Here is a 22,970-nt window from a genome sequence, read left to right on the forward strand (position 1 = left end):
TTTATTCTGTTTTCTCGCTATGCCTATAACAAAGCTACATGCGGCATCGGGTGAAGAAACGGAGAATAAGGATGAATATCTCACAGCGGCTTATGCTGACCTTGATGGTGGCCATGCTGGCCTTGATCGGCGTCGGCAGTTACGGCCTGTGGCAATTGCACAGCGCCAATGAACGTTTCAACTATTTGAAAAACAACACGTTCCCCAGCATACAAGCGCTGGATCAGGGCTTGCAGGCCTTAACCAAGATACGCGTCGCCGCGTATCGCCACGGCATCGCCGTCGACGCCAAACGCAAGGCGGAGGCCGAGGCGCAGATCGCCGAAAGCGATAAAGCGCTGGATCAGGTGTTGGCCGTTTATGAAAAAGACCTGCTGTCCAATGACGCGGACCGCAAGCTGTTGCAGCAGGACCGGGCGGATCTGCAAACCTACCGTAATAACCGGGAGAGCTTTTTGAAAGCTTCGCGCGAGCATCCGGGCGCGGAGGCGCAAGCGATGTTGGTGGCAGGGCCGGTTCCGGACTCCGCCAAGGCGCTGGCCAAGGACCTCAACGACCATATCGACTTCAACTACGCATTGGCCGACAGCCTTTCAAAAGACAATGCCGCCGCTTACAGCATGGCCTTCGGCAGCTCCGTGGCGGTGATCGCGGCTTGTTTATTACTGAGCGGCGGCCTGGGCTGGCTGTTGTTCAGCCATATCCGTCTGAGCCTGCATCAGATTCGCTCCACCATGTTCAATGTGAACCAGCAAAAAGACTTCACCTTGCGGGCGCCGGTGGGGCGCATGGACGAGGTGGGGGAAACCGCATCCGCCTTCAACCAATTGCTGGAGAATCTGCAACGCAGCTTCCGTGACATCCGCGATAGCATCGGCGCCATTGACGGCGCGATGTCCGGCCTGGCCAACAACACCCATGAGATTGCCCGCAGTTCGGAAATGCAAAGCGAATCCGCCGCGGCGATGGCGGCGGCGGTGGAGCAGATGACGGTGAGCATTAATCATGTCGCCTCCAGTGCGCAGGAGGCGCGGGGTCAGTCGCAACAGGCCGGCGAGATGGCGACCGAAGGCGGCCAAGTGATCTCCGCCACCGTGCGCGGCATCACCGAGGTGGCCGGCGCGATCACCGACGCCGCGCAGCGCATTGGACAATTGAAAGAAGACAGCGCCACTATCGCCTCGGTGATGGGTGTGATCAAGGACATCGCGGATCAAACCAATCTGCTGGCTCTGAACGCGGCAATCGAAGCGGCGCGCGCCGGCGAGATGGGACGCGGCTTCGCCGTGGTGGCGGACGAAGTGCGCAAGCTGGCGGAACGCACCGCCAGTTCCACCACCGAAATCGCCGCCATCATCAACAAGATGCAGGGCAGCACGATGGAAGCGGTGCAGAGCATGGAAAAAGTGGTGGAACAAGTGCACCAGGAAACCGACAACGCCCGCGCCGCCAACGACGCCATAGACCAGATACGGAACAGCAGCGGCAAGGCGATGGAACTGGTGCGCGATATTTCCAACAGCATTGCGGAACAGAGCGTGGCCAGCAACACCATTGCTCAGCGCGTGGAGCAGATTGCCCAGATGGCGGAGGAAAACTCTTCGGCGTCCAGCGGCTCTGCGGACGCCGCTGGGCAGTTGAGCCAGCAAGCGCGGGTGATTTTGCAGACGGTGTCGGCTTATCAGGTGTAAGGGCGGCCCGCCCGTCAACACGTTCCAAGGGCGGCGCGGCGGAAACGCCGGCGCCGCCCTTGGACGAAGCCGCAGGCCTATTCAAGGCCTTGGCGGAGTTGCGCGTCAGGCTTATTCAGCTTGCTGCTTTTCGGCCTTGTCCCGCTTGGCGCGTTTTTGTTCCTTCTTCTTGGTCGGCTTGTCGGTCATCGGATGCTTCAGCACCTTGGCGGCCAGCTTTCTAGCCGATTTAGTGGCCTTCTTCTGTCCGCGTACCTTGTCCGCCAACGCCGCCAGTTTTTTTGCGGCGCGTTTGATCTTGGCCATTCAGACTCTCCTTTACGGATTGATGAATCGAACCCCCATGGTACTGCGTGGGGGGGAATAAACACCGGGCCTTTCAGATCGTTGACAGCGGGGAGATGAACGCGAATGCAGTTAGAACCTGATTACGATCTGCCGCGCGTCGTGAAGCGTTTACGGTGAGCGCGTCTTCAAAATGCTCATGTATCACGCGTGCATTCCGCTTTCTCAGCTGTTTTCGCCTTGTCTCGCGTGATCGTAAACACGTTTTTAGGGGCGCGGAAACCAGGGGGGAGGTGAAAATGACAAGCATTTCGGCTGGGCGAGTCACCCGCCTGTGGTTTTTATCCGGCACCAAGAGGGAGGGTGAATGGATCAAACAGGTGACTCGCGCAGCCGCCTTGCCAGCGTTGCACAGACAAGGATTTCAGGCTTTTTACCATAGATTGCCCACGCCAGCTATCGTCACATTCCCTATTGTGGCGTCGAGGAGTGGCCCGGACAAGGATGATCCGGGCGCTAAGAGCTTGTTCAAAGCCTGCCGCGCATCGGCCGGATGGTTTAGACAAGGGCGTTGAAACCGTCTTCGAAATGCTCATGCACCACTCGACCATTCCGCTTTCTCAGCCGTTTTCGCCTTTGCGCGCGAGATCGTAATCACGTGCTTAGGGGCGTTGGGCTTGCGCCTCCGCGTCGCTTTCGTGCACATGGGTGCCGACGGCGATCAGCACTTCCAGTTGATCGAAGAAACCTGCCCAGGCGCCGCGTTGCGGGCTGAAATCGAACAAGTTCATATCATGGGCGATGCGAGAGAGCAGGCCGTGGCCGGCGTGGTCCGGGTATTGGCGGAACAGATCAACCAGCGCACTGCCGTAGCGTTCGCCCAGCGCGTAGGCCTCCGAAAAGTCCCGGCACCGAGGTACGCGCCAGTAATGCGGATGGCTGCGGTCCGGCGAGGAGCCTACAAAGGGCAGTTTGGCTTCGCGGGCCTCCAGCAAGCGGTAGAAGGCGCGCAGTTCTTCTTTGGATTTACTCATGGCGGGCCTCCTGGTTGAAACAGGCAAGCGCCGATGCGGGGGAAAACCGGGAAACGGAGCGGGATACGCGCCTAATGGATGTCGACATTGCTACCTCCTCAAGCGGATGCCGGCCTGGCCGCGGGGCGCGGCTAGGCGGGCGCATGACAAGGTTGGACTACCGGACGATACCCCGAAACCGGCGCACCCATGGGGTGCCCTCGCCATGGCCCGCCCGAATAGGCAAAGCAGTAGCGAGACAGAGCGCGGTGAGGCCGCAGTCTGCCGGGGTATCGTGTATCGGGAGTCCAAGCCCGAGCGCCGCAGTTGCAGCGGCGCGGGGCTATTGTTGGCGAGGCGGGCGCGTGCTGTCAATGCAGGGACGGCAAGGATGAAAAAACCGCCCCGCGGACCAGGCCGGCGGGGCGGGGGATGAAGCCGCTTGATTGTAGAACCTGTTTTCCGCCGACGCGCAGCGGATGGTAAGCCGGTTCTTAAAGTTTGAAGGCGAGGGTGGTCTGCTGTAGCCGCTCCGCTACCACCGCCAGCTCGCGGGTGGCTTGAGAGAATACATCTACCGCTATGCCGTTTTCCTTGGACATTTGGGCGATGGCCTCCACGCGGCCGGCCAGATCGGTGCTGGCCTGGCGCTGCTCCTGCATTGCCATGGCGATGTCGCTGATGGCGCCTACCACGCCTTCCGCGCTTTGTTCCACCGAGCTAATGGTGGTGGACACATGTTCCGAGGACTCCACGACCTGGCTGACGATGTGGCGGCTGTTGCGCATGCTGTCCACCGCCTCCTTGGCCCCGGCCTGGATCTTGGCAATCATCTGAGTGATTTCGGTGGCGGAGCCGGTGGTGCGTTCCGCCAGCTTGCGCACTTCGTCCGCCACCACGGCGAAGCCTCGGCCCTGTTCGCCGGCCCGCGCGGCCTCAATGGCGGCGTTGAGCGCCAAGAGATTGGTCTGGTCCGCCACTTCCTTGATGACGGTGGCGATGCTGCTGATCATCTGCGCCTGCTCGGACAAGGATTCCAGGTTGTTGGCGGAAGCGGCCACGCTGTCGTTGACCTTGCGCACCTGTTGGGTGGAGTCCTGCACTTCCTTATTGCCTATCTTGGCCTGGCTGCCGGCTTCGCTGGCCTGGGAGTCCGCCAGCGAGGCGTTATTGGAGCATTGGTCGATGCTGACGGTCAGCTCTTCGATTGACGCGGCGGCGCTGGAGGTGGCGTTGACCTGCTGGCCGATGCTGGCGCTGACTTGTTCGGTGGAGGCGGCCAGTTGCTCGGCGGTGGCGGCCACGCTGGAAGCGGAATTGATGATGTCGCCCACGGTAACGCGTAGTTTTTTCTGGGTGTCGGACAGCGATTGCATCATCTGGGCCACTTCGTCCTTGCCCTGTACTTCGATCTCGCCGGTCAGGTCGCCGCTGCCCAGCTGGAACAGTGCCGCCATGCCTTTTTTCAGGCTGCCGACGATGCCGTTTTGAATCATCACGCCCAAGGCCAGCAGCACGATGATGGCGGCTACCAGCACGCCGATGACCACGTTGCGCGCGCGTTCATATTTGGCCGCGGCGTCTTTCAAAGCCTGGTCAGCCGACTTGACGTTGATGTCGACGATCTGGCTCATGATGTCGTCGGCGATCTGGAATTTGGGCCGGCATTCGGTACGCATCACTTCCAGCGCCTTTTTGTTGCTGACGCCGTCGCCGGTATCGGCGTAACTGAGGTCGCGCGCTTTTTTACAGGCTTCCTCCATGGCCGGCCAGGCGGCGTCAAAGCGCTTAAGCGCGTCCACTTCCGGCGGGGTGAGTACGGTTTTGCGATAGAGGTCCATCAGCCGGTTCATTTCCGCTACGTACTTGCTGCGGTTGGCCGAGCCTTCGTCCTTGCGCTTTTTGTCGGGTTCGGAAATGAAGCGATAGTCGGAGCGGCTGACATAGATGGCGTATTGGTTGGCCACCGCCACCCAGTAGACGGACATCAATAAATTGTCGTGCATATCAATGGTGAGGTCGTTCATATCCGACGTGCTTCTGACGCCCACTCCACCAATAATCACGCTGGCCAGCACGCCAAGCACGATCAGCCCAAATATCTTGACCTTGATGCTGAACTGCGCAAGAAAGTTTCCCATCACTCGCTCCCTAAACTTCCGCCGATGACCACACATTGTTTTCTAGCTACTGTTATAAGTGTGTAGTGCAGCTGTATGCATCTTGCAATGCTTGATGTTGGATATTTTTCAGTAGCTCAATACTTATTAAAATAATTGTTTTGAGTGACCAGCATGAGTGGGCGCGAAGATTGAAATTACGCCGTCAGCGCTTATCTTTGAAACTGAGGCGCGGACAATGGGCGTGGGGAACGGGGCTTGCGGCCGGTGGTCTGAGTTAGCTTGTTCACGGGGCAGTTAAAAGCGGCGGGCCGAGCGCCCGCCCGATAAAGAAGCATATCCTATGAAAGCCATTACCGTAGCCACTTACAACATCCACAAGGGCATGTCGCCGCTGAACCGCCATGTGCGGCTGGGCGATATGGCTTCCGCGCTGGAGTCCATCGACGCCGATGTGCTGTTCTTGCAGGAGGTGCAAGGCAAGAACATCGAGCGCGCCTTGCAGCATGCAAGCTGGCCCAAGCTGCCGCAGCATCATTTCCTGGCGCGCCGGCTGGATCACAAGGCGGCTTACGGCCTGAACGCGGCGTATGAGCACGGCCATCACGGCAATGCCTTGCTGACGCGTTTCCCCATCAATACCTGGTGCAACCGCGATATTTCGGTCAACCGCTTCGAAAGCCGCGGCCTGCTACATTGCCAACTGACGCCGGCGGGCTGGAAGCGGCCGGTGGTGACGCTGTGCGGCCATTTCAATTTGCTGGCGCGGGACCGGCGCAAGCAGTTCCTGGACCTGGCGCGTTATGTGCGCGAGAACGTGCCGGAGGATGCGCCGCTGATTTTGGCCGGCGATTTCAACGATTGGCGGGAGGAAGCCACCGACCATCTGATGGACAGCTTGGGCTTGGTGGAGGTGTTCGATCAGTTGTTTGGCCGCCATGCGCGCAGCTTTCCGGCGCGGATGCCGATGCTGCCCTTGGACCGGATCTACGTGCGCGGGTTGAAGCCCCTGGAGGCGGAGGTGCTGAAGGGCGCGCCGTGGTCCCGTTTGTCCGATCATCTGCCGCTGTCCGCCAGCCTGGTGCCGGCTTAAAACCTGTTCACGAAGCGCGGCAGGCTTTGAACGGGTTCTGAGGGCCGGCGCTATTTTCTGAACGTCAAAACCAACAGGGCTCCGCAATGCGGAGCCCTGTTGGTTTGCGTGGAGCCGGGTTCAGAGATGGAAGCGTTCCACCACGTTTTTGAGCTTGCTGGCGTGGCCGTTCAGTTCGCTGAGGGTGGCGCTGGCGTCTTGCGCCACTTCCGAGGTGCTGCGGGTCATGCCGTTGATGTGCTCGGTGGTGTGGGCAATATTGCCCACGGCGGTGGATTGCTCGCGGGTGGCGTGGGTGATCTGGGTAAAGGTGTCCACCACTTGCCGCATCAGGCCGCCGATGTTTTCGATCTCGCTGGCCGCGCCCTGGGCCAGGTCCACGCTCTGGTCCACGGTGGAGCGGGCTTGCTGCATGCTGGCGACGGTGCCGGCGGTTTGCTGGCGCATGCCTTCGGTCATATTGGTGATTTCGGTGGTGGCCTGGGCGGTGCGCTCGGCCAGCTTGCGCACTTCGTCGGCCACCACGGCGAAGCCGCGGCCCATTTCCCCGGCGCGGGCCGCTTCGATGGCGGCGTTGAGCGCCAGCAGGTTGGTTTGATCGGCGATGTCTTTGATCACGTTGACGATGGAGCTGATCTCCTCGGAACGGGTGCCCAGGGAATGCAAGGTGTCGCTGAGGGTGGACATGGCCTGGGAAAGTTTGCCCACTTCGGCGGACACTTGGTGCATGGCCTGGCGGCCGCGTTCGGCGCTGTTATTGGCCTGGGAGATGATGGCGTTGGCGTCGGCGGTGGTGTCGGCCACATGGGTGACGCTGACGGTGATTTGCTCAATGGTGGCGGCGCTGGAGCTGATGGCTTGGTTGACCTGGTCCGCGTCTTCGCTGATCCGGCTGGTGGTCTGGTGCAGAGAGCCGACGGCGCTGACCAGTTCTCCGGCGTTGTTGTTGACTTCGCCTATCAGCCGGCGCAGCCGCTGGTTCATCACGCCGATTTGCCCCAGCGCGCTGGCTTCCGGCGCTTTGGGCACCTCCACCGCTAGGTTGCCGGAAGCGATTTCCTGCAGCACGCCTTCAATTTCAGTGACGGAGCCGCCCAGCTGGGTATGGATCTGGCGGCGACCCAGCAGGATCAGCAGCAGGATTTCGCCCACCAGCAGCACGATGGCGGTAAGGAACTGCAACTGGGCATTGGACAGCCTGTCCTTGGCCTGCGCCAGAGCGGCGTTGGTGCGCTGGTCCAGCAACACGAAGAAGTCGTCGATGGGCTTCATGATCTGGGCTTTGAATTGGTGGTATTCCTTGCTGTGCACCAGTTTGCGCGCCAGTTCCATGTCCGGCTGTCCGCTGACGGTGTACTGGCCCTGGGCGTCGGCGAACTTGCCTTTGACCGCGTTCATCGCCCGCACTTCCAGCTTGACCAGACCGTCGGAATTAGCTTGAGCCTCTTTGAGCTTGGCGAACTCGGCGTCGGTGAAACCGGCTTGTTGCATCAGGGTTTGCAAGGGCACGGTTTCGCTGTCCGGCCTGGGTTTTTCCTGGCCGGCGGCGACAAAGTCCCAGTAGATGCGGTTGTATTCCTGCGGGCGCGGCGCCTTGCCGTTGCGGATGTCCAGCACGCGGTTGTATTGCTGCTCATAGCCGGGGTCGCCGGTGACGACATAGGTGCGGCCCAGCCGGGTCAGGTCGTCCGAGCTTTGTCGCAGCTCGGAAGCCAGCAGGTAGGAGTGGTAGCGGCTTTCGCTGGCGGCGCTCATCACGTCCACCGCCTGGCGCATGGAAACAAAGGTGTAGATCACGCCGATAAAGGTGAGCGCGATGAGCAGCAGCAGGCCGGTGATGGCCTGATTTGCGCGTAGGTTTTTCATGTTGGAGATGTCCTCTCAGTGCGGCTGAACGATGTGTTGATGGCCGGTCAATGACGGGGCGCATGGCCCGCGGGGACGCGGCCGGCGGCGCTGGTTTCTCCTCTTGCAGGGGGAGCGGGGGCGGCATGGAAGCGCTGGATCTGGGCGTGTACTTGGTCCGCATGGCCGCGGCTGTCCGCCGAGATGGCGGCGAGCTCTTCCACCAGGCTGGCGTTTTGTTGGGTGGCGGCGCTCAGTTGCTGGATGGTGGCGTTGATTTGGCCGACGCCTTGCGCTTGCTCATTGGCGGCGATGGCGATTTCCCGGATCAGGCTGGCGGTTTTTCCGCTGGAAGCAACGATGGCGGCGAGTTGCGCGCCGGCTTGCCCGGCAAGCTGAACGCCGCTTGTGGTCATGCCGCTGATTTCCCTGGCGGCTACCTGGCTGCGTTCCGCCAGCTTGCGCACTTCCTGGGCCACGACGGTGAAGCCGTTGCCTTGCGCGCCGGCGCGGGCGGCCTCGATGGCGGCGTTGAGCGCCAGCAGGTTGGTTTGGTAGGCGATGTCGTCGATTACCGAGATGTGTTCGGCGATGCGCTCCATGCTGCGCACGGTGCGTTCGACGATTTCGCCGCCCTGGCGCGCGTCGTCCGCGGCCTGGGCCGCCATGGTTTCGGTGAGCGTGGCGTTGTGGCTGCTTTGGTTGATGGCGGAGGAGATCTGTTCCAGCGAGCAAGCGGCCTCGGCCAGGCCGGCCGCCTGTCCGCTGGTATTGAGGGAGAGTTGCTGGGAGCTGTGGCTGATCTGGGCCGACATCATCGACAGATGGCCGGCGCCGCGCTGGGAGTCCGCTATCGCGCGGCTCAGCGTGGTGACGGTCTGGAGTATGGCCTCCGCCAGGCTGTCCGCCGGGTAACCGCCCGCATCAGTTGGGTGACGCGCAGCGGCTCGTCTCCCAGCATGGCGAACAGGCGGCGGTAAATGCTCCAGAACATCAGCAGACCCAGCGCGCAGCAGGCCAGCATCAGCCCGATGACGATGGCCAGCCATAAGCCAGCCTGGGTTTGAGCCTGGGCGACGGCTTGGTTGGTGCGCTGTTCCATCAACTGGTAGAACGCGTCAACCGGCTGCATGATGGCGGCTTTGTCCAGATGATATTGACGGTCATGCAGGATGCGTCTGGCCAGCTCGGGGTCGGGCGGCCCTTGCCGGGTGAAGCCGCCCTGGCCGTCGGCGAAGCGCCCCTTCATCGCGTTCATCGCCACGGTTTCGGTTTTGACCAGACGATCCGAATTGGCCTGGGCCAGCCCGAGCTTGTCGAATTCCTGCTGAGTGAAACCGGCCTGCCGCATCAGCTGTTGCAGGGGGACGGCCGGGCCGTCCGGCTGCGGCTTGCTGTCGTTAGCGGCCATGAAGTCCCAATAGATGCGATTGTAGTGCTCAGGGCGCGGCAGCTGGCCGTTGCGGATGGCCAGCACGGCCCAGTATTGCCGTTCATAGCGAGGGTCCCCTGTTTCCGCGTAGGTGCGAACCAGGCGGGTGAGGTCGTCCGAGCTTTGTCGCAGCTCGTTGGCCAAGAGGTAGCTTTGATTGCGTTGCGATTCCACCTGGGCTTGCAGGCCCAACTCATGCCGCAGGCGCAGGGTGCAGAGCAGGAGCAGCAGCAAGAGCACGGCGAAGACGCCGGCGCTGGCCGTCAGCAGGGATTTGATGCTCAGTTTCATAGGCCTCCCGCCATGCTGCATTTGCCCTGTCCGCGCCGCCGCGCGCCAGGACTGGTTACTGTTTTGTATAAAACAATCTGTTTCTTGACTACTTTTAGTGTGGACACTTAAGTAAAAACATTGAGTGAACACCCGCTTGGCGTTTGGTCTGGGGGCGGAATGACCTTGCATGTCGAAACCGGCGAGGGTTGGGCCAAGGCCAGCCTGAGCGGCGAATTGAGCATTTACACGGCGGAGCAACTGAAAAGCGACTTGCTGCCGCTGCTGGCGCACGAGGCGGTGTCGCTGAGTTTTGCCGGGGTGACGGAGGTGGACGGCTGCGCGGTGCAATTGCTGCTGGCGTTTGGGCGGGAGTTGCGGCAGCTGGAACTGCTGGCGGACAACCCCTTGGTCAGCGAGGCGTTTCAGTTGCTGGGCGTGGCCTTGGCCGCGCCGCCGGCGGGAGGCGAGGATGGACTGGAGTAAGGCCAGGGCGATTTTCCTGGAGGAATCCCGCGAGCTGTGCGACGCGCTGGAAGGCGCGCTGCTGGACCCCGCGGTGTTTCCCTCCGACGCCGAAACCTTCAACCTGTTGCTGCGCACCGCGCACACCATCAAGGGCTCCGCAGGTACTTTCGGTTTCGACGCGCTGGTGGCTTTCGCCCATGCGATGGAGAGCGTGCTGGAATGGCTGCGCCGCGGCAAGCTTGCGTTGGGCGAAGACCTGGTCAGCCTGTTATTGAGCTGCAACGATCATTTACGACGAATGCTGGAGGCGGTGGAGGCATCCGCGCTGGATGCGGAGCCGGTTTGGCCGGATGGGGCCCCGCTGTTGCAGCGTTTGCAGCTGTTCCTGCTGGACGGGGCGGCCTGCGCGGTGGCAGGCGAAGACGCGCTGGACGCCGCCGCCACGCCGCTATGGCAATTGTCGCTGCGTTTTTATCCCGATTTGTTCCGAGACGGCTTTGATCCGTTGTCCTGCTTGCGCTTTCTTAGCCAGTTGGGCGTGCTGCGAGAGGTGGAGTTGGTCTGGCCCCCGCTGCCGGCCTTCGCGGAGTTGGAGCCGACGGATTGTTTCATCGGCCTGGAGTTGAGCCTGGAGTCCAAGGCCGGCCTTGAGCAGGTTCGCGATGCTTTCGAGTTTGTGGCCGAGGGCAGCTTGCTGGGCATTCTGCCGCCTCACGCGCCGCTGGCGGCGTTCCGCTCGCTGGCGGAGCGCCTGGGCGAGTCGATAGAGCCGCAGCTGTCGCGCTGGGTGGCACGCGGGGCCTTGACGGCGGCGGAGGCGGAGCGGGTGCGCGAGGCGCCCTGGCGGGCGAGGGCGGAGAGCGAGGCGCGCGGCGAGCCGGGTGCGGCGACGGGCAGGGCTGCCCGCGGCGACAGTCACTATATCCGGGTGGAGGCCGGCAAGCTGGACCGGCTGATCAACCGGGTGGGCGAGCTGGTGATTGCGTCCGCAGGCACCAAGCTGATTGCGCAGAACCGTTGCGACGCCGAGCTGTTGGAGTCGGTGGCCATCATCAACACGCTGGTGGAAAGCATACGCGACGACGCGCTGACCTTGCGCATGGTGCCGGTGGATGAGGTGTTCTGCCGTTTCCCGCGCATGGTGCGTGAGGTGTCGCGGCAATTGGGCAAATCCATACAGCTGACGATTCAAGGCGCGGACACCGAGATCGACAAATCCATGGTGGAGCGCTTGACTGATCCGCTGATGCACTTGGTGCGCAACGCGGTGGATCACGGGCTGGAGACGGCGGCGGAGCGGCGGGAGGCCGGCAAGCCGGAAACGGGCAAGGTGACGTTGAACGCCTTTCACGACGCCGGATCGGTGGTGGTGGAGATCCGGGACGACGGCCGCGGCATAGACCGCGACAAGGTACTGGCCAAGGCGCTGGAGCGCGGTTTGCTGAGCGAGGGCCGCCAGTTGAGCGAGCAGGAAACCCTGCAGCTGATTTTCCTGCCCGGCTTTTCCACCGCACACGCTTTGAGCGATCTGTCCGGCCGCGGCATGGGTCTGGACGTGGTGAAGCGCAATATCGAGCTCTTGCGCGGCGAGATCGAAATCTTTTCCCTGCCGGGCCAAGGTACGACGTTCCGGCTGCGGCTGCCTCTGACGCTGGCCATCATCGACGGCTTCCGGGTGGAGGTGAACGATTCGTCGCTGGTGATGCCGCTGGACATGATGATCGAGTGCGTGGACATGCCGGAGGAGGCCATGCGGCAGAACGCGCGTCAGATCAATGTGCGCGGCGATTGGCTGCCGTTCGTGTCCTTGCGCGAGCTGTTCAATCTGCCGCCGGCCGCGCAGCCGGAGTACGTGGTGATTGTGCACTACGGGGAAAACCGCGCCGGCGTGGTGGTGGACCGTTTGATGGGAGAAGTACAGGCGGTGATCAAACCCTTGGGCGAGATTTTCCGATCGCTGCGCGGCATCAGCGGCTCCACTATCCTGGGCAACGGCAAGCCGGCGCTGGTGCTGGATATTCCGCAGTTGATTCATCACGCCTGCCGCCGCGAGCGCAGGCGGATTCGCCAGTCCAGCGAGGCGCAGGCGAGCGACGTTATTTAGCGCGCTTGCGCGCGCCGGGAGGTAGGCCATGCAGTGGTTTCACAATGCGCAGGTCAAGACCAAGCTGGGTCTTTCGTTTGGCGTGGTGCTGTGCTTTTTGCTGGCGCTGGGCTTTGTCAGCTACACCGCCACCGAGCGCATCACCATGGTGATGGTGAATCTGTTCGATAATCAGCTGACGCCGATAAAAGATATCGGCAACGCGGCGCGCTACGCCATGGCGAGCAACCGCTCCTTGTACCGCTATATCGCCGAAACGGATACCAAGATGATGGACGCGGTGGAGCTGGAAATGGCGGGCTTTGACAAAAGCATGAACGCCAGCCTGGACACTTACCGCAAGACGGATTTGACGCCGCCGGAGGTGGACGCGCTGCGTCGCTTTGACGCCGCCTGGGCCATTTACCAGCCCTACGCCACCGAGGTGAAACGGTTGTCTTACACCGACCGCGGCGACGGCGAGAACAACAAGCTGGCGCTGAAGCTGATGGCGGAGAAGGGCTGGCCAGCCTTTCAGGCCGTAGACGCGGTGCTGACCGAACTGGTGAACCTGAACGCCAAGCTGGCCGACAACTCATTGGTGGAAACCAAGGTCATCAGCACGGACGCCTTGCGGATGTTGGTGGGCATCGCGGTGGCGGCGGTATTGTTGAGCATTGCGCTGGGGGTGATGGTGACGCGCAGCCTGCTCAAGCAACTGGGCGGGGACCCCTCCTATACGGTGCAGGTGGTGAGCCGGGTGGCGGCAGGGGATTTGTCCGTGCCGGTGAAGCTGCATCCGGACGACACCTCCAGCCTGTTGTATTCGATCAAGTCCATGGCGCACCGATTGTCCGAGACGCTGTCCGAGGTCAGCGCGATGTCGGAGGCGATAGGCTCGGCGTCCGAAGAGGTGTCGTCCACCGCCAATTCCCTGGCGCAAACCTCGTCCGAGCTGTCGTCCAGCATTGAGCAGACCAGCGCCTCGGTGGAGGAGATGGCGGCCACGGTGACGCAGAACGCTGACAATGCGCGCGTAACCGAGGGCATTGCGTCCAAGTCCGCGTCCAGCGCGACTCAGGGCGGTAGCGCGGTTAGCGATATGGTGCACGCGATGAAGGAGATCGCGTCGCGGATCACGGTGATCAACGATATCGCCAACAAAACGGATTTGTTGGCCATCAACGCGGCGATCGAGGCGGCGCGCGCCGGCGAGCACGGCAAGGGTTTCGCCACGGTGGCGGTGGAGGTGAGAAAGCTGGCGGAGCGCAGCCAGGTGGCGGCCAGGGAGATAGGCGATCTGGCCAGCCGTTCCGTGAGCGTGGCGGAAAAGGCCGGCACGCTATTGCAAGAGATGCTGCCCGGCATAGACCAGACCGCCAGCCTGGTGCAGGAGATTTCCGCCGCCTCGCGCGAGCAGCGCTCCGGCATCGATCAGATCAACAGCGCGGTGACGCAGATCAGCAGCGGCATGCAGTCCTCGGCCACTTCCGCCGAGGAGTTAAGCTCCACCTCCGAGGAATTGAGCTCCGCGGCGATGCAGTTGCAGGAGCTGATGCAGCAATTCAAGCTGCGCAATACCCGAGGGCGCAAGTCCCGCATGGTGCACATTGGCCACTTGCACGCCGGCAAGGCCGCGCCGCCCCCGCCGATGGACGACGATGACGATCTGGACCTGAGCGTGGACGAGGATAAGTTCTCCAAGTATTGAGAGGAGCGCGGCGATGAGAAACAGCGAGCAGCCGGCCGGCCAGGACAGCGGGGGCCAGAAATTCCATTGCGTCACTTTCATCCTGGGCGAGGATTTGTTTGGCATCCAGATCAACTTCATCCGGGAAATCATCGAGTTCGACGGCATCACCGAGGTGCCGATGATGCCCAATTTCGTGCGCGGCATCATCAATCTGCGCGGCGCGGTGGTGCCGGTGATCGATTTGTCGGTGCGCTTCGGCCGCGGCCAAACCGCCCTGAAGGCGTCCACCTGCGTGGCCATTTTGTCGCTGCCGGGACTGGAGGGCGGTTACGCGGACATCGGCATCCTGCTGGATTCGGTGTGCGAGGTGCTGGAGATCCCGCAAAGCGAGATCGACCCCTCGCCCAGCTTCGGCTCCAATATCCGCAGCGACTTCATACAGGGCATCGCCACCATCAATCAGCGCTTCGCCATTTTGCTGAATGTGCGCCAGGCGCTGTCGGTGTCCGAGCTCAGCGAGATGGCGGAGGCGGTGACTCAACAGTTTCTGAGCGACGACATCGAGGCGCTATAGATGCTTGCCCTGGAGGAGTCGCTGCTTGCCACGCCCTTGCTGACGGATGGGGAGTTTTTCCAGCTGCGCCGCTTCATCTACCAGACCGCCGGCATCTCCATGCCGGTGAGCAAGCGTTCGCTGATTCAGTCCCGGCTGGCCAAGCGCATCCGCCATTTGCGCCTGAACAGCTACGCGGCTTACTGGCGCTTGATTTCGGACCCGGCCAACGAGGCGGAACGGCAATATGCGATCAATCTGCTGTCCACCAACGAAACCTATTTTTTCCGGGAACCTGAGCATTTTTTCTGGCTGCGGCAAAAAGCGACGCGCCTGCAGGGCAACGGCGAGTTCCGGGTGTGGTCCGCGGCCTGTTCCACTGGCGAGGAACCGTACACGGTGGCGATGGTTTTGGCGGAGGCGCTGGGCTTGCAGGGCAACTGGCGGGTGTACGCCTCCGACATCAACACCCGGGTTACCCTCCTGGCCCGGCGCGCGGTCTACTCGGTGGAGCGCGCGCGCAAGACTCCGCCGGAACTGTGGCGGCGTTATTTTCTGCGCGGCCGCGACGAATACGCCGGCATGGTGAGAGTGGCGCCGGCGCTGGCGAAGAAGGTGAGCTTCTCCAATTTGAACCTGCTGCACGCTTCTCACTTCGCCCATAGCCATTTCGATGTGATTTTCCTGCGCAATGTGCTGATTTACTTCGACGAGGCCACCAAGCTGAGAGTGCTGCTGTCGCTGTGCGACAAACTGCGGCAGGGCGGGCATTTGATCATCGGACATTCGGAATCCATCCGGCACCTGACGCTGCCTCTGGCGCAAGAGGCGCCGTCGCGTTACCGGCTGGATTCTCACCTTGCGAGCGGAAGAATCGATGAGCATCAATGTTCTGATAGTTGACGACTCCGCGGTGGCGCGCGAGATGCTGAGCCAAATGCTGGCCACCGCGCCGGACATCAAGCTGCTGGGCGCGTCGCCGGACCCCATTTACGCGATGAATCGGATGAAAATCCGCTGGCCGGACGTGATCATTCTGGATCTGGCGATGCCGCGAATGGACGGGCTGACCTTTTTGCGTCAGGTGATGGCGGAGCGGCCCACGCCGGTGGTTGTTTGCTCGGCCTTGACCACCGAGGGCGCGCGGGTGTCGCTGGAGGCGATGAGCGCCGGCGCGGTGTCCGTGTTGCTCAAGCCGCTGGTCAACGCGAAGACGAATTTCGCCGAGAACGCCAAACGGCTGGTGGACGAGGTGTACGCGGCGGCGGGGGTGAGGGTGGAAGCGCTGAAGCAAGCGGCGCCGTCCGGCTATCCGGCGCCCAAGCTGACCGCCGACGCCATCCTGGACGCGCCGCCGGAGCGCCGCCGGCCGGCGCAGGGCACGGAGCGCGTTATCGCGCTGGGCGCGTCCACCGGCGGCACCCAGGCGCTGGAGTTCCTGCTGCAACGCTTGCCGCCGCACTGCCCGGGCATGGCGGTGGTGCAGCACATGCCTGAGGGGTTTACGTCTATCTTCGCCAGCCGCCTCAATGAACTGGCCCAGGTGGAGGTGAGGGAGGCGAGAAACGGCGACGTGGTCAGCGCCGGCAAGGTGTTGATTGCGCCGGGGGGCCAGCATTTGTTGCTGCACCGCCGGCAGAAACAGTTTGTGGCCGAGGTCAAGGGCGGGCCGCCGGTGTCGCGGCACCGGCCATCGGTGGACGTGCTGTTTCGTTCGGTGGCCGTGAGCGCCGGGGCGAATGCGGTGGGGGTGATTCTTACCGGCATGGGGGACGACGGCGCGCGCGGCATGCGCGAGATGCACGACGCCGGCGCGCGCACGCTGGCCCAGGACGAGGCCTCCTGCGTGGTGTTTGGCATGCCGCAGGCGGCCATTGCTCGCGGCGGGGTGGACGAGGTGATGTCTTTGGAGCGCTTGGCGAGGTTGTTGCAGGGTTTGCGCGCCTGAGAGCCTGTTGACGATCGTAAACACGTTCTGAGACCCGTGAAGCTGCTTGCCACCCGCCGGGCGTCGGGGATACGCAGGGCCTGAAGATAGATACAGCGGCGATAGGTGTTTTTACGTAAACACCATGGTTTGCCGACGCTTATTTATAAAATATCCTTTAAAAACAAAGCGGGGACGAGTCGCTTTATCTGGAGAAAAAGCGATTATGCACTTGCTATGTGCAAACTACCAAAGCCCCTCGCATTGATTCGCGTTTAATTGGCGTTATCATCACTTTCCATATTCAGCGCTCGCCGCCGCAACGGGCCGCATGTCCCCGCGCGCCGCCGCCTGTCTATCTTTCCCCGCTCGCTCCGCACCACTTTGCGGCGTCGTCATCGCCTCTTGTCGATTACTGAATGATCCACTGCCTGGACTTGCGGCGCCGGTCCGGCGCGTCCCGGATACACCGCCGGCGGGGAGTTGTTTTTGGAATGAATGTCGAGGGAATGCATCCGTATGAGTGTCTTGAACAAGGACTGGGGCTTGCGGGCCAAACTATCCGCCGCTTTTACTTTGGTGAGCTTGCTGATTGTGGCGGTTTATTCGATCTACGCCTATCGCAGCACCGTGGACTCCGAAATGAAAGGCGTGGATCAGACCTTGCTGACCGCCGCCTACGCGGCGCGCCAGATGGTGGGCGAGAATTTCCACGATCAATTGCCGGACAGCAATCCCAATAGTCAGGTCACCACCAAGCAACTGACCGATTTTGCGAGGGACAGCGGCTTGGCTTACGCGTATTCCACCATTCAGCGCGGCGGCCGCGTGCTGTACACCAGTTCTTCCGCCAGCCCGAACGAGGTGAAGTCCGGTCAGTACCAGCAGTGGTTCCTGGCGGAATACAAGGATGTGCCGACCGGCCTGGCCGCGGCCTTCAATAGCGGCAGCGTCCAGTACGAGGAGTACCAGGGCGAGTTCGGCCTGTTCCGTTCGGTGTTCGTGCCGTTCACCTCGGCCAGCGGCATGCGCTACGTGGTGGGAGTGGACACCTCCTTGCAAAAAGTGGAGGCCTTGCGCACTCAGGTGTTGTGGCAAAGCGGGGCGGTGGGCCTGGGCCTGTTGCTGATGTCCCAGCTGGTGGCCTTGCTGTTGGCCAATCGCATGGTGCAGCCGGTGAATGAGTTGAACGTGGCCTTGCAACAGCTGGCCGGCGGCGACTGGAACCTGGCGCGCAGCATGCCGGTGCGCAGCCGAGACGAAGTGGGCCGAATCGCGTCTTCGTTCAACACCTTCATGGAGGCGCTGCGTCAGCGCCTGCTGGAGATCCGCGGCGAATCCGACGCGGTGCAGAGCGAGTCCCAGCATATAGATCAACTGGTGGGCGGCGTGGCCGCGCGTTCCGGTCAGCAGGCGGAAGACGTGCGCGGCAGCGCGGCGGCGGTGGAAGAGCTGGCGGTGAGCATCGCCCATGTCTCGGAAATCGCCGAGGACGCGGCCAAGCTGATGTCTTCGTTCGAAGGACAGACCCAGACCACGGTGCAATACATTCAGAACGCGGTGGAGGGCATGCGGACGGTGCAGCAGGAAGTGACCCAGCTGGCGGGCAAACTGGATCAGCTGGATTCGCGCACCAATGAGATCAATATGATTGTGGCGGTGATCAAGGATATCGCCGATCAAACCAATCTCTTGGCTCTGAACGCGGCGATCGAGGCGGCGCGGGCCGGCGAACAGGGACGCGGTTTCGCGGTGGTGGCCGATGAGGTGCGCAAGCTGTCCGAGCGCACGGCCAATGCGACGGTGGAGATAGGTTCGATGATTGATTCCGTGCAGCAGGATTCCGCTTCCGCCATCTCCGGCATGCGCGCGGCGGTGAACCGCGTGGACGCCAGCGTCAATCACGCCGGCGAGGCCCAGGACACCTTGCAGGGCTTCTCGGTGCAGATTCAAGGCGTGTCGCGCGGCATGGGCGATATCTCCGCGGCGGTGCGCGAGCAGGCCAACGCCTCCCAGCACTTGGCCGGCAGTGTGGAGTCGGTCAGCAGCTCGGCCGAGGAAAACCGGCTTGCGGCGGAAGAAGCGCAGCAAGGCGTGGTCAATCTGTTGGAGCGCGGGGTGTCGCTGCGCGGGGTGGTGCAGCAGTTCACTCTCTAGAACCTGTTTACGATCTACCGCGCGTCGGCGAACTGATGAAAACGGTTTCAGGTCGCCGCCGGCAAGCCAGCCGCCCTCCGGGGCGGTTTTCTTTTTGTTCTCGAAATGACATTGACTTAAAATGCCTTGTCGCAATAGCAAAAGGAGGCAGGCGATGAGCCAGGAGCCGCCGCACGCCGGCGCGGATTCGACGCGCGGGCCTTTGATCATCGTCGCCTCCAGCGGCACCGGCGGGGACATGCAGCCTTTCATCGCGCTGGCGCGCGGTTTGAGCGCTCGCGGTCACCGCGCGTTGCTGATGGCGCCGGCGCTGCAGGAGGAGGCGGTGCGCGCCGCTGGGCTGCCGTATCGGCTGTTCAGCAGCCGCGAACAAGGACAGGCGGTGCTGGACAACCCGGATCTATGGCATGAGCGCAAGGGTTGGGATGTGATCTGGAACGGTTTGATTCCGGACCTGGGCGCTTTGTGCGAGTTGGCGCAAGACCTGCCGGACGCCGAGGATTGCGTGGTGCTGTGCCACCCCCTTCTGGTGCCGATGGCGGCTCTGGCGCGGGCGGCGAGGCCGGGTTTGCGTATCGTGACGGCGTATCTCGCGCCGTCCAATCTATGCAGCCGCCACGATTTGCGCACCATGGGCTCCCTGAGAATTCCCCGCTGCTTGCCGCCGGCCGGGGTTGGCTTGTTGTGGCGGGCGCTGCACCGCTGGTTCAACGCCAGAACGCTGCCCGGTTTGAACGCGGCGCGCGCCCTGCGCGGTTTGCCGGCGGAGCCGCACTTTTTCGAGCATGTGCTGAGGGCGCCCAACGCCTCTGTCAGTCTGTTTCCGCGCTGGTTCGCCGCCATGCAGCCGGACTGGCCGCGTCCGTTCTCGCAGGGCGACTTTGTGCTGCCCGCGGCGGCGGAGGGGCCGGGGCTGTCCCGCGAACTGGAGGCCTTTCTTGCCGCTGGCGACCCGCCCATCGTATTCACGCCGGGTACCGGTCATCGGCACGCGGCGGCTTATTTCGCCGCCGCGCTGCAGGCTTTGAAGCGGATGGGACGGCGCGGGCTGTTCATCACCTCGCATGCGGCTCAGTTGCCGCCGGCATTGCCGGAAAGCGTGTTGTGGCAGGCGCACGCGCCTTTCGCCGCGCTGTTGCCGCGGGCGGCGGCGCTGGCGCACCACGGCGGCGTCAGCACGATGGCGGACGCGATGCGCGCCGGGATTCCGCAGCTGATCGTGCCTTACGCCTACGACCAATTCGACAACGGCCAGCGAGCCAAGAGCCTGGGCGTGGCGGAAGTGTTGCCGGCGCGGCGCGTGTCCGCGGGGAGGATGGAGCGCTTGCTGGGCCGGCTGCTGGCGGAGCCGGGCGTGGGTCGAGCCTGCCGCGAGCTGGCCTTGAGAATGGCGGCCGAGGAGGGCGCGACGCGGGCGCTGGATGAGGTGGAGAAGGCCTTGCTGGGGCAAGCGTCCCATTCAACCTGCTCATAACGAGCCGTCAGTGGTCACTTTTTTCCGCGGCATTGGCCTTTAGAGCCCGTTCAAAGCCTCTCGAGCAAGAGCGAGACAAGGAGAAAACGGCTGAAGAAGCGGAATGTACATACGGTACATGAGCATTCTGAAGCGTTACTCACCGTGCCACGTCTCTCTACGCGCAGCAGATTATGAACAGACTCTAAAAGTGGCTAACAAACCCCTGATGCTGCGTTGCGCCGACTTGCCGTATCAAGTACCGCCTGCGTCGGCGCGCCTTGCCTCAGCCGTAAAACTGATTTCTGTTAGCCGCTCTTAGCTGAACAGCGTGCGCGCGCCTTCGTAACGGGCCGCGAAATAACTGTTGTCCAGCCGCGCCACGCGGATGGAGCTATTGGTGCGCGGCGCGTGCACGAACTTGCCGTCGCCTATGAAGATGCCCATGTGGGAGAACGGGCGGTTCATGGTGTTGAAGAACACCAGGTCTCCTACCCGCATCCGGCTGTCCGGGATGGGGCGCGCCACGCTGGCGATTTCGGCGGCGGTGCGCGGCAGCGTGACGCCGACGGCGTTCTGGTAGATGTAGCCGACCATGCCGCTGCAATCCAAACCGGCCTCGGGATTGGTGCCGCCGAACTTGTAGTCCAGGCCCAGCAGGCCCAGCGTGTAGATCAGGATTTCCCGGCTGGCGCCGTCGGCTTTCAATCCGGAGAGGCTGAGGTCGCCGGAGGGGCGGGGTTTTCGGCCGCCCGCCACCTTGGAGGGCGTGGTGCCGCAGGCGGCCAGCAAGCCGGCCAGCGACAGCAGCGCGGCGCCGCGCAGCAGCGCGCGCCGGTCCAGCGGCGAAGAAGGCGAAGGCGGCAGGGTTTTGCTCATTGTTGCTTTGACTCCAGTTCTTCCCAGCGCGCCAGCTTGTCCATCAGCAATTCGTCGATTTCCTCCACCCGGCGCTGCCAGGCGATGGCCTCCTTGGGCGTGTCGCGGTAGCAGTTGGGGTCCAGCAATTGCTGATTCAGGCTGGCTTGCTCGGTTTCCAGCGCGGCGATCTCGTCCGGCAGCGCGGCGAGCTCTCGCGTCTCATTGTAGGACAGTTTGTTGCGCGCGGATTTGGGCTTGTCCTTGGCCTTTTCCTGCGGAGCGGCGGCTTCCCGGGGCTTTTCCGTGGGTTTCATCGCCGCCATGCGCGCCTTGGTGTCGATCCAGTCCTGGTAACCGCCTGGATATTCTTCCAGCCGGCCGTTGCCTTCGAAGGCGATCACCTGGGTGACCACGTTGTCGAGGAAGGCCCGGTCGTGGCTGACCAGGAACACGGTTCCCGAATATTGAGCGATCACGTCTTCCAGAAGTTCCAGCGTGTCGATATCCAGGTCGTTGGTGGGCTCGTCCAGCACCAGCACATTGGCCGGGCGGGTGAACAGCCGGGCCAGCAACAGGCGGTTGCGTTCGCCGCCGGACAGAGAGCGCACCGGGCTGCGCGCGCGTTGCGGCGAGAACAGGAAGTCTTCCAGATAGCTCATCACGTGTTTCTTCACACCGCCGACTTCCACGAAGTCGTTGCCCTGGCTGATGATGTCGGCCACGCTGCTGTCTTCGTCCAGTTGCTCGCGGAACTGGTCGAAATAGGCGATCTCCAGCTTGCTGCCCTGCTTGACGCTGCCGCTGTCCGCGTCCAGCTGGCCCAGAATCAGTTTGAGCAGCGTGGTTTTGCCGGCGCCGTTGGGGCCGATCAGGCCGATCTTGTCGCCGCGCAGGATGCGGGTGGTGAAGTCGCGGATCAGGGTTTTGCCCTCAAAGCCCTTGCTGACGTGCTCCAGCTCCGCCACCAGCTTGCCGGAGCGCTCGCCGGCGTTAAGTTGGAAGTTGACTTGGCCAACACGCTCCCGCCGCGCCGAACGCTCGCGGCGAATGGCTTCCAGCCGGCGCACGCGGCCTTCGTTGCGGGTGCGGCGCGCCTCGATGCCCTTGCGGATCCACACTTCTTCCTGGGCATGGAATTTGTCGAAGATGCGGTTCTGCTCTTCCTCTATGGCCAGTTCTTCCGCCTTGCGCACATGGTAGCTGGAGAAGCTGCCCGGATAGCTGCGCAGAATGCCGCGGTCCAGCTCCACGATGCGGGTGGCGACGTTGTCCAGGAAACGGCGGTCGTGGGTGATCAGCAGCACGCTGCCGCCATAGCTCTTGATCAGGGTTTCCAGCCATTCGATGGCGGATACGTCCAGGTGGTTGGTGGGCTCGTCCAGCAGCAGCACGTCCGGCTTGGCGGCCAGCGCGCGCGCCAAAGCCACGCGTTTTTTCCAGCCGCCGGACAGTTCGCTGATCCGCGCGTCCGGGTTCAGGTTCAGATGCGAGAGCGTGGAGGAGATCAGCGCGTCGAACTGCCAGCCGCCGCGGGCTTCCAGTTCGTGCTGGATATGCTCCATCCGCGTCAGCGCCTGTTCGTGGTCCGCGTCCGCCTGGGTCAGTTGATGGGTGACCTGATGGTATTCGGTGAGCAGGCTTTTCAAGTCGCCCAGGCCTTCGGCCACGGCTTCGAACACCGTGTGCTCCGGGGCCAGTTCCGGCTCTTGCGGCACATAGGCTACCTTGACGTCGCCCTTGATGTTGACGCGGCCGTCGTCCAGCGCCACCGCGCCGGCCACGCTTTTGAGCAGCGAGGACTTGCCGGCGCCGTTGCGGCCGATCAAGCCGACCACTTCGCCCGGCTCCAGCGCAAAATCGACGTTATCCAGCAATGCGTGGTGACCAAAAGCCAGGCAGGCTTTTTCGACGGTAATCAGAGCCATGGTGCGTGTTGTTTTCTGTATGGAAAAATGCACGGATTGTAACATGCCGGTCACGCTTCCACGCTTAGCGCCGCGCGGTTTGTGCTGTTACAATGCCGGCC

General features: G+C 62.6%; 18 protein-coding genes. 10 read left to right on the plus strand and 8 right to left on the minus strand.

Annotation, left to right across the window (positions count from 1 at the left end; all coding sequences use genetic code 11):
- Positions 1 to 71 precede the first annotated feature (71 nt).
- On the plus strand, positions 72 to 1,691 hold the full coding sequence (locus DXT74_RS14570; protein WP_194426309.1) for a methyl-accepting chemotaxis protein: 1,620 nt from the start codon (positions 72 to 74) through the stop codon (positions 1,689 to 1,691).
- A gap of 111 nt (positions 1,692 to 1,802) precedes the next feature.
- Here DXT74_RS14570 and DXT74_RS14575 read toward each other — a convergent pair whose 3' ends face one another.
- The 3 genes from DXT74_RS14575 to DXT74_RS14585 form a co-directional block, all read right to left on the minus strand.
- A complete protein-coding gene (locus DXT74_RS14575; protein ID WP_043631761.1) occupies positions 1,803 to 1,997 on the minus strand; it encodes a hypothetical protein in 195 nt (64 codons plus the stop codon).
- Positions 1,998 to 2,638: 641 nt separating this feature from the next.
- On the minus strand, positions 2,639 to 3,010 hold the full coding sequence (locus tag DXT74_RS14580) for a hypothetical protein (protein ID WP_194426310.1): 372 nt from the start codon (positions 3,008 to 3,010) through the stop codon (positions 2,639 to 2,641).
- Between the two features lie 473 nt (positions 3,011 to 3,483).
- A complete protein-coding gene (locus tag DXT74_RS14585) occupies positions 3,484 to 5,130 on the minus strand; it encodes a methyl-accepting chemotaxis protein (protein WP_052370257.1) in 1,647 nt (548 codons plus the stop codon).
- A gap of 322 nt (positions 5,131 to 5,452) precedes the next feature.
- Between DXT74_RS14585 and DXT74_RS14590 the strand changes: the two genes are divergently transcribed.
- Complete coding sequence (locus tag DXT74_RS14590; RefSeq protein WP_043631767.1) at positions 5,453 to 6,202, plus strand: endonuclease/exonuclease/phosphatase family protein; 750 nt, start codon at positions 5,453 to 5,455, stop codon at positions 6,200 to 6,202.
- A gap of 120 nt (positions 6,203 to 6,322) precedes the next feature.
- On the opposite strand, the gene DXT74_RS14595 is transcribed toward DXT74_RS14590, so the two are convergent.
- Genes DXT74_RS14595 through DXT74_RS14605 form a run of 3 tightly spaced genes read right to left on the minus strand, consistent with a single transcriptional unit; the run spans position 6,323 to position 9,770 of the window.
- Complete coding sequence (locus tag DXT74_RS14595) at positions 6,323 to 8,068, minus strand: methyl-accepting chemotaxis protein (protein ID WP_081555785.1); 1,746 nt, start codon at positions 8,066 to 8,068, stop codon at positions 6,323 to 6,325.
- 47 nt (positions 8,069 to 8,115) lie between these two features.
- On the minus strand, positions 8,116 to 8,865 hold the full coding sequence (locus DXT74_RS14600; protein ID WP_194426311.1) for a methyl-accepting chemotaxis protein: 750 nt from the start codon (positions 8,863 to 8,865) through the stop codon (positions 8,116 to 8,118).
- Between the two features lie 44 nt (positions 8,866 to 8,909).
- Positions 8,910 to 9,770, minus strand: a complete 861-nt coding sequence (locus DXT74_RS14605) for a hypothetical protein (protein ID WP_194426312.1) — start codon at positions 9,768 to 9,770, stop codon at positions 8,910 to 8,912.
- A 159-nt stretch (positions 9,771 to 9,929) separates the two neighbouring features.
- Between DXT74_RS14605 and DXT74_RS14610 the strand changes: the two genes are divergently transcribed.
- From DXT74_RS14610 to DXT74_RS14645, 8 genes are all read left to right on the plus strand, one after another.
- On the plus strand, positions 9,930 to 10,235 hold the full coding sequence (locus DXT74_RS14610; protein WP_194426313.1) for a lipid asymmetry maintenance protein MlaB: 306 nt from the start codon (positions 9,930 to 9,932) through the stop codon (positions 10,233 to 10,235).
- Positions 10,222 to 12,321 (plus strand): chemotaxis protein CheA, encoded by a 2,100-nt coding sequence (locus DXT74_RS14615; RefSeq protein ID WP_194426314.1) that lies wholly within the window; start codon positions 10,222 to 10,224, stop codon positions 12,319 to 12,321. Before DXT74_RS14610 ends, DXT74_RS14615 begins: the two co-directional genes overlap by 14 nt.
- 28 nt (positions 12,322 to 12,349) lie before the next feature.
- Positions 12,350 to 14,011, plus strand: a complete 1,662-nt coding sequence (locus tag DXT74_RS14620; RefSeq protein WP_194426315.1) for a methyl-accepting chemotaxis protein — start codon at positions 12,350 to 12,352, stop codon at positions 14,009 to 14,011.
- Positions 14,012 to 14,024: 13 nt separating this feature from the next.
- Positions 14,025 to 14,567, plus strand: a complete 543-nt coding sequence (locus DXT74_RS14625; RefSeq protein WP_043631780.1) for a chemotaxis protein CheW — start codon at positions 14,025 to 14,027, stop codon at positions 14,565 to 14,567.
- The gene (locus tag DXT74_RS14630; protein ID WP_043631784.1) at positions 14,568 to 15,449 is read left to right on the plus strand and encodes a protein-glutamate O-methyltransferase CheR; all 882 of its coding nucleotides are present in this window, start codon (positions 14,568 to 14,570) and stop codon (positions 15,447 to 15,449) included.
- Positions 15,424 to 16,494 (plus strand): chemotaxis response regulator protein-glutamate methylesterase, encoded by a 1,071-nt coding sequence (locus DXT74_RS14635; protein WP_043631787.1) that lies wholly within the window; start codon positions 15,424 to 15,426, stop codon positions 16,492 to 16,494. Before DXT74_RS14630 ends, DXT74_RS14635 begins: the two co-directional genes overlap by 26 nt.
- A 498-nt stretch (positions 16,495 to 16,992) precedes the next feature.
- Entirely contained in the window at positions 16,993 to 18,630 is a 1,638-nt protein-coding gene (locus tag DXT74_RS14640; protein WP_194426316.1) for a methyl-accepting chemotaxis protein, read from the plus strand.
- Between the two features lie 154 nt (positions 18,631 to 18,784).
- Positions 18,785 to 20,104, plus strand: a complete 1,320-nt coding sequence (locus tag DXT74_RS14645; protein WP_194426317.1) for a glycosyltransferase — start codon at positions 18,785 to 18,787, stop codon at positions 20,102 to 20,104.
- A 297-nt stretch (positions 20,105 to 20,401) separates the two neighbouring features.
- Here the strand turns inward: DXT74_RS14645 and DXT74_RS14650 are convergent, their stop codons facing one another.
- Both DXT74_RS14650 and DXT74_RS14655 read right to left on the minus strand, forming a co-directional pair.
- Positions 20,402 to 20,962 carry a C40 family peptidase gene (locus DXT74_RS14650; protein ID WP_019102279.1) on the minus strand — a complete coding sequence of 187 codons (561 nt, stop codon included), beginning with the start codon at positions 20,960 to 20,962 and terminating at the stop codon, positions 20,402 to 20,404.
- The gene (locus DXT74_RS14655) at positions 20,959 to 22,869 is read right to left on the minus strand and encodes an ATP-binding cassette domain-containing protein (RefSeq protein ID WP_043631800.1); all 1,911 of its coding nucleotides are present in this window, start codon (positions 22,867 to 22,869) and stop codon (positions 20,959 to 20,961) included. The genes DXT74_RS14650 and DXT74_RS14655 overlap by 4 nt, the downstream gene beginning before the upstream one ends.
- Between the last annotated feature and the right edge of the window lie 101 nt (positions 22,870 to 22,970).

Source organism: Chromobacterium sp. Rain0013, assembly GCF_015291765.1.
Classification (GTDB): Bacteria; Pseudomonadota; Gammaproteobacteria; order Burkholderiales; family Chromobacteriaceae; genus Chromobacterium; species Chromobacterium haemolyticum.

Bases quoted from the DNA above. Each gene is read 5' to 3' on its own strand.
- DXT74_RS14570 (WP_194426309.1), top strand. From the start codon at position 72: ATGAATATCTCACAGCGGCTTATGCTGACCTTGATGGTGGCCATGCTG.
- DXT74_RS14575 (WP_043631761.1), bottom strand. From the start codon at position 1,997: ATGGCCAAGATCAAACGCGCCGCAAAAAAACTGGCGGCGTTGGCGGAC.
- DXT74_RS14580 (WP_194426310.1), bottom strand. From the start codon at position 3,010: ATGAGTAAATCCAAAGAAGAACTGCGCGCCTTCTACCGCTTGCTGGAG.
- DXT74_RS14585 (WP_052370257.1), bottom strand. From the start codon at position 5,130: ATGGGAAACTTTCTTGCGCAGTTCAGCATCAAGGTCAAGATATTTGGG.
- DXT74_RS14590 (WP_043631767.1), top strand. From the start codon at position 5,453: ATGAAAGCCATTACCGTAGCCACTTACAACATCCACAAGGGCATGTCG.
- DXT74_RS14595 (WP_081555785.1), bottom strand. From the start codon at position 8,068: ATGAAAAACCTACGCGCAAATCAGGCCATCACCGGCCTGCTGCTGCTC.
- DXT74_RS14600 (WP_194426311.1), bottom strand. From the start codon at position 8,865: ATGATGTCGGCCCAGATCAGCCACAGCTCCCAGCAACTCTCCCTCAAT.
- DXT74_RS14605 (WP_194426312.1), bottom strand. From the start codon at position 9,770: ATGAAACTGAGCATCAAATCCCTGCTGACGGCCAGCGCCGGCGTCTTC.
- DXT74_RS14610 (WP_194426313.1), top strand. From the start codon at position 9,930: ATGACCTTGCATGTCGAAACCGGCGAGGGTTGGGCCAAGGCCAGCCTG.
- DXT74_RS14615 (WP_194426314.1), top strand. From the start codon at position 10,222: ATGGACTGGAGTAAGGCCAGGGCGATTTTCCTGGAGGAATCCCGCGAG.
- DXT74_RS14620 (WP_194426315.1), top strand. From the start codon at position 12,350: ATGCAGTGGTTTCACAATGCGCAGGTCAAGACCAAGCTGGGTCTTTCG.
- DXT74_RS14625 (WP_043631780.1), top strand. From the start codon at position 14,025: ATGAGAAACAGCGAGCAGCCGGCCGGCCAGGACAGCGGGGGCCAGAAA.
- DXT74_RS14630 (WP_043631784.1), top strand. From the start codon at position 14,568: ATGCTTGCCCTGGAGGAGTCGCTGCTTGCCACGCCCTTGCTGACGGAT.
- DXT74_RS14635 (WP_043631787.1), top strand. From the start codon at position 15,424: ATGAGCATCAATGTTCTGATAGTTGACGACTCCGCGGTGGCGCGCGAG.
- DXT74_RS14640 (WP_194426316.1), top strand. From the start codon at position 16,993: ATGAGTGTCTTGAACAAGGACTGGGGCTTGCGGGCCAAACTATCCGCC.
- DXT74_RS14645 (WP_194426317.1), top strand. From the start codon at position 18,785: ATGAGCCAGGAGCCGCCGCACGCCGGCGCGGATTCGACGCGCGGGCCT.
- DXT74_RS14650 (WP_019102279.1), bottom strand. From the start codon at position 20,962: ATGAGCAAAACCCTGCCGCCTTCGCCTTCTTCGCCGCTGGACCGGCGC.
- DXT74_RS14655 (WP_043631800.1), bottom strand. From the start codon at position 22,869: ATGGCTCTGATTACCGTCGAAAAAGCCTGCCTGGCTTTTGGTCACCAC.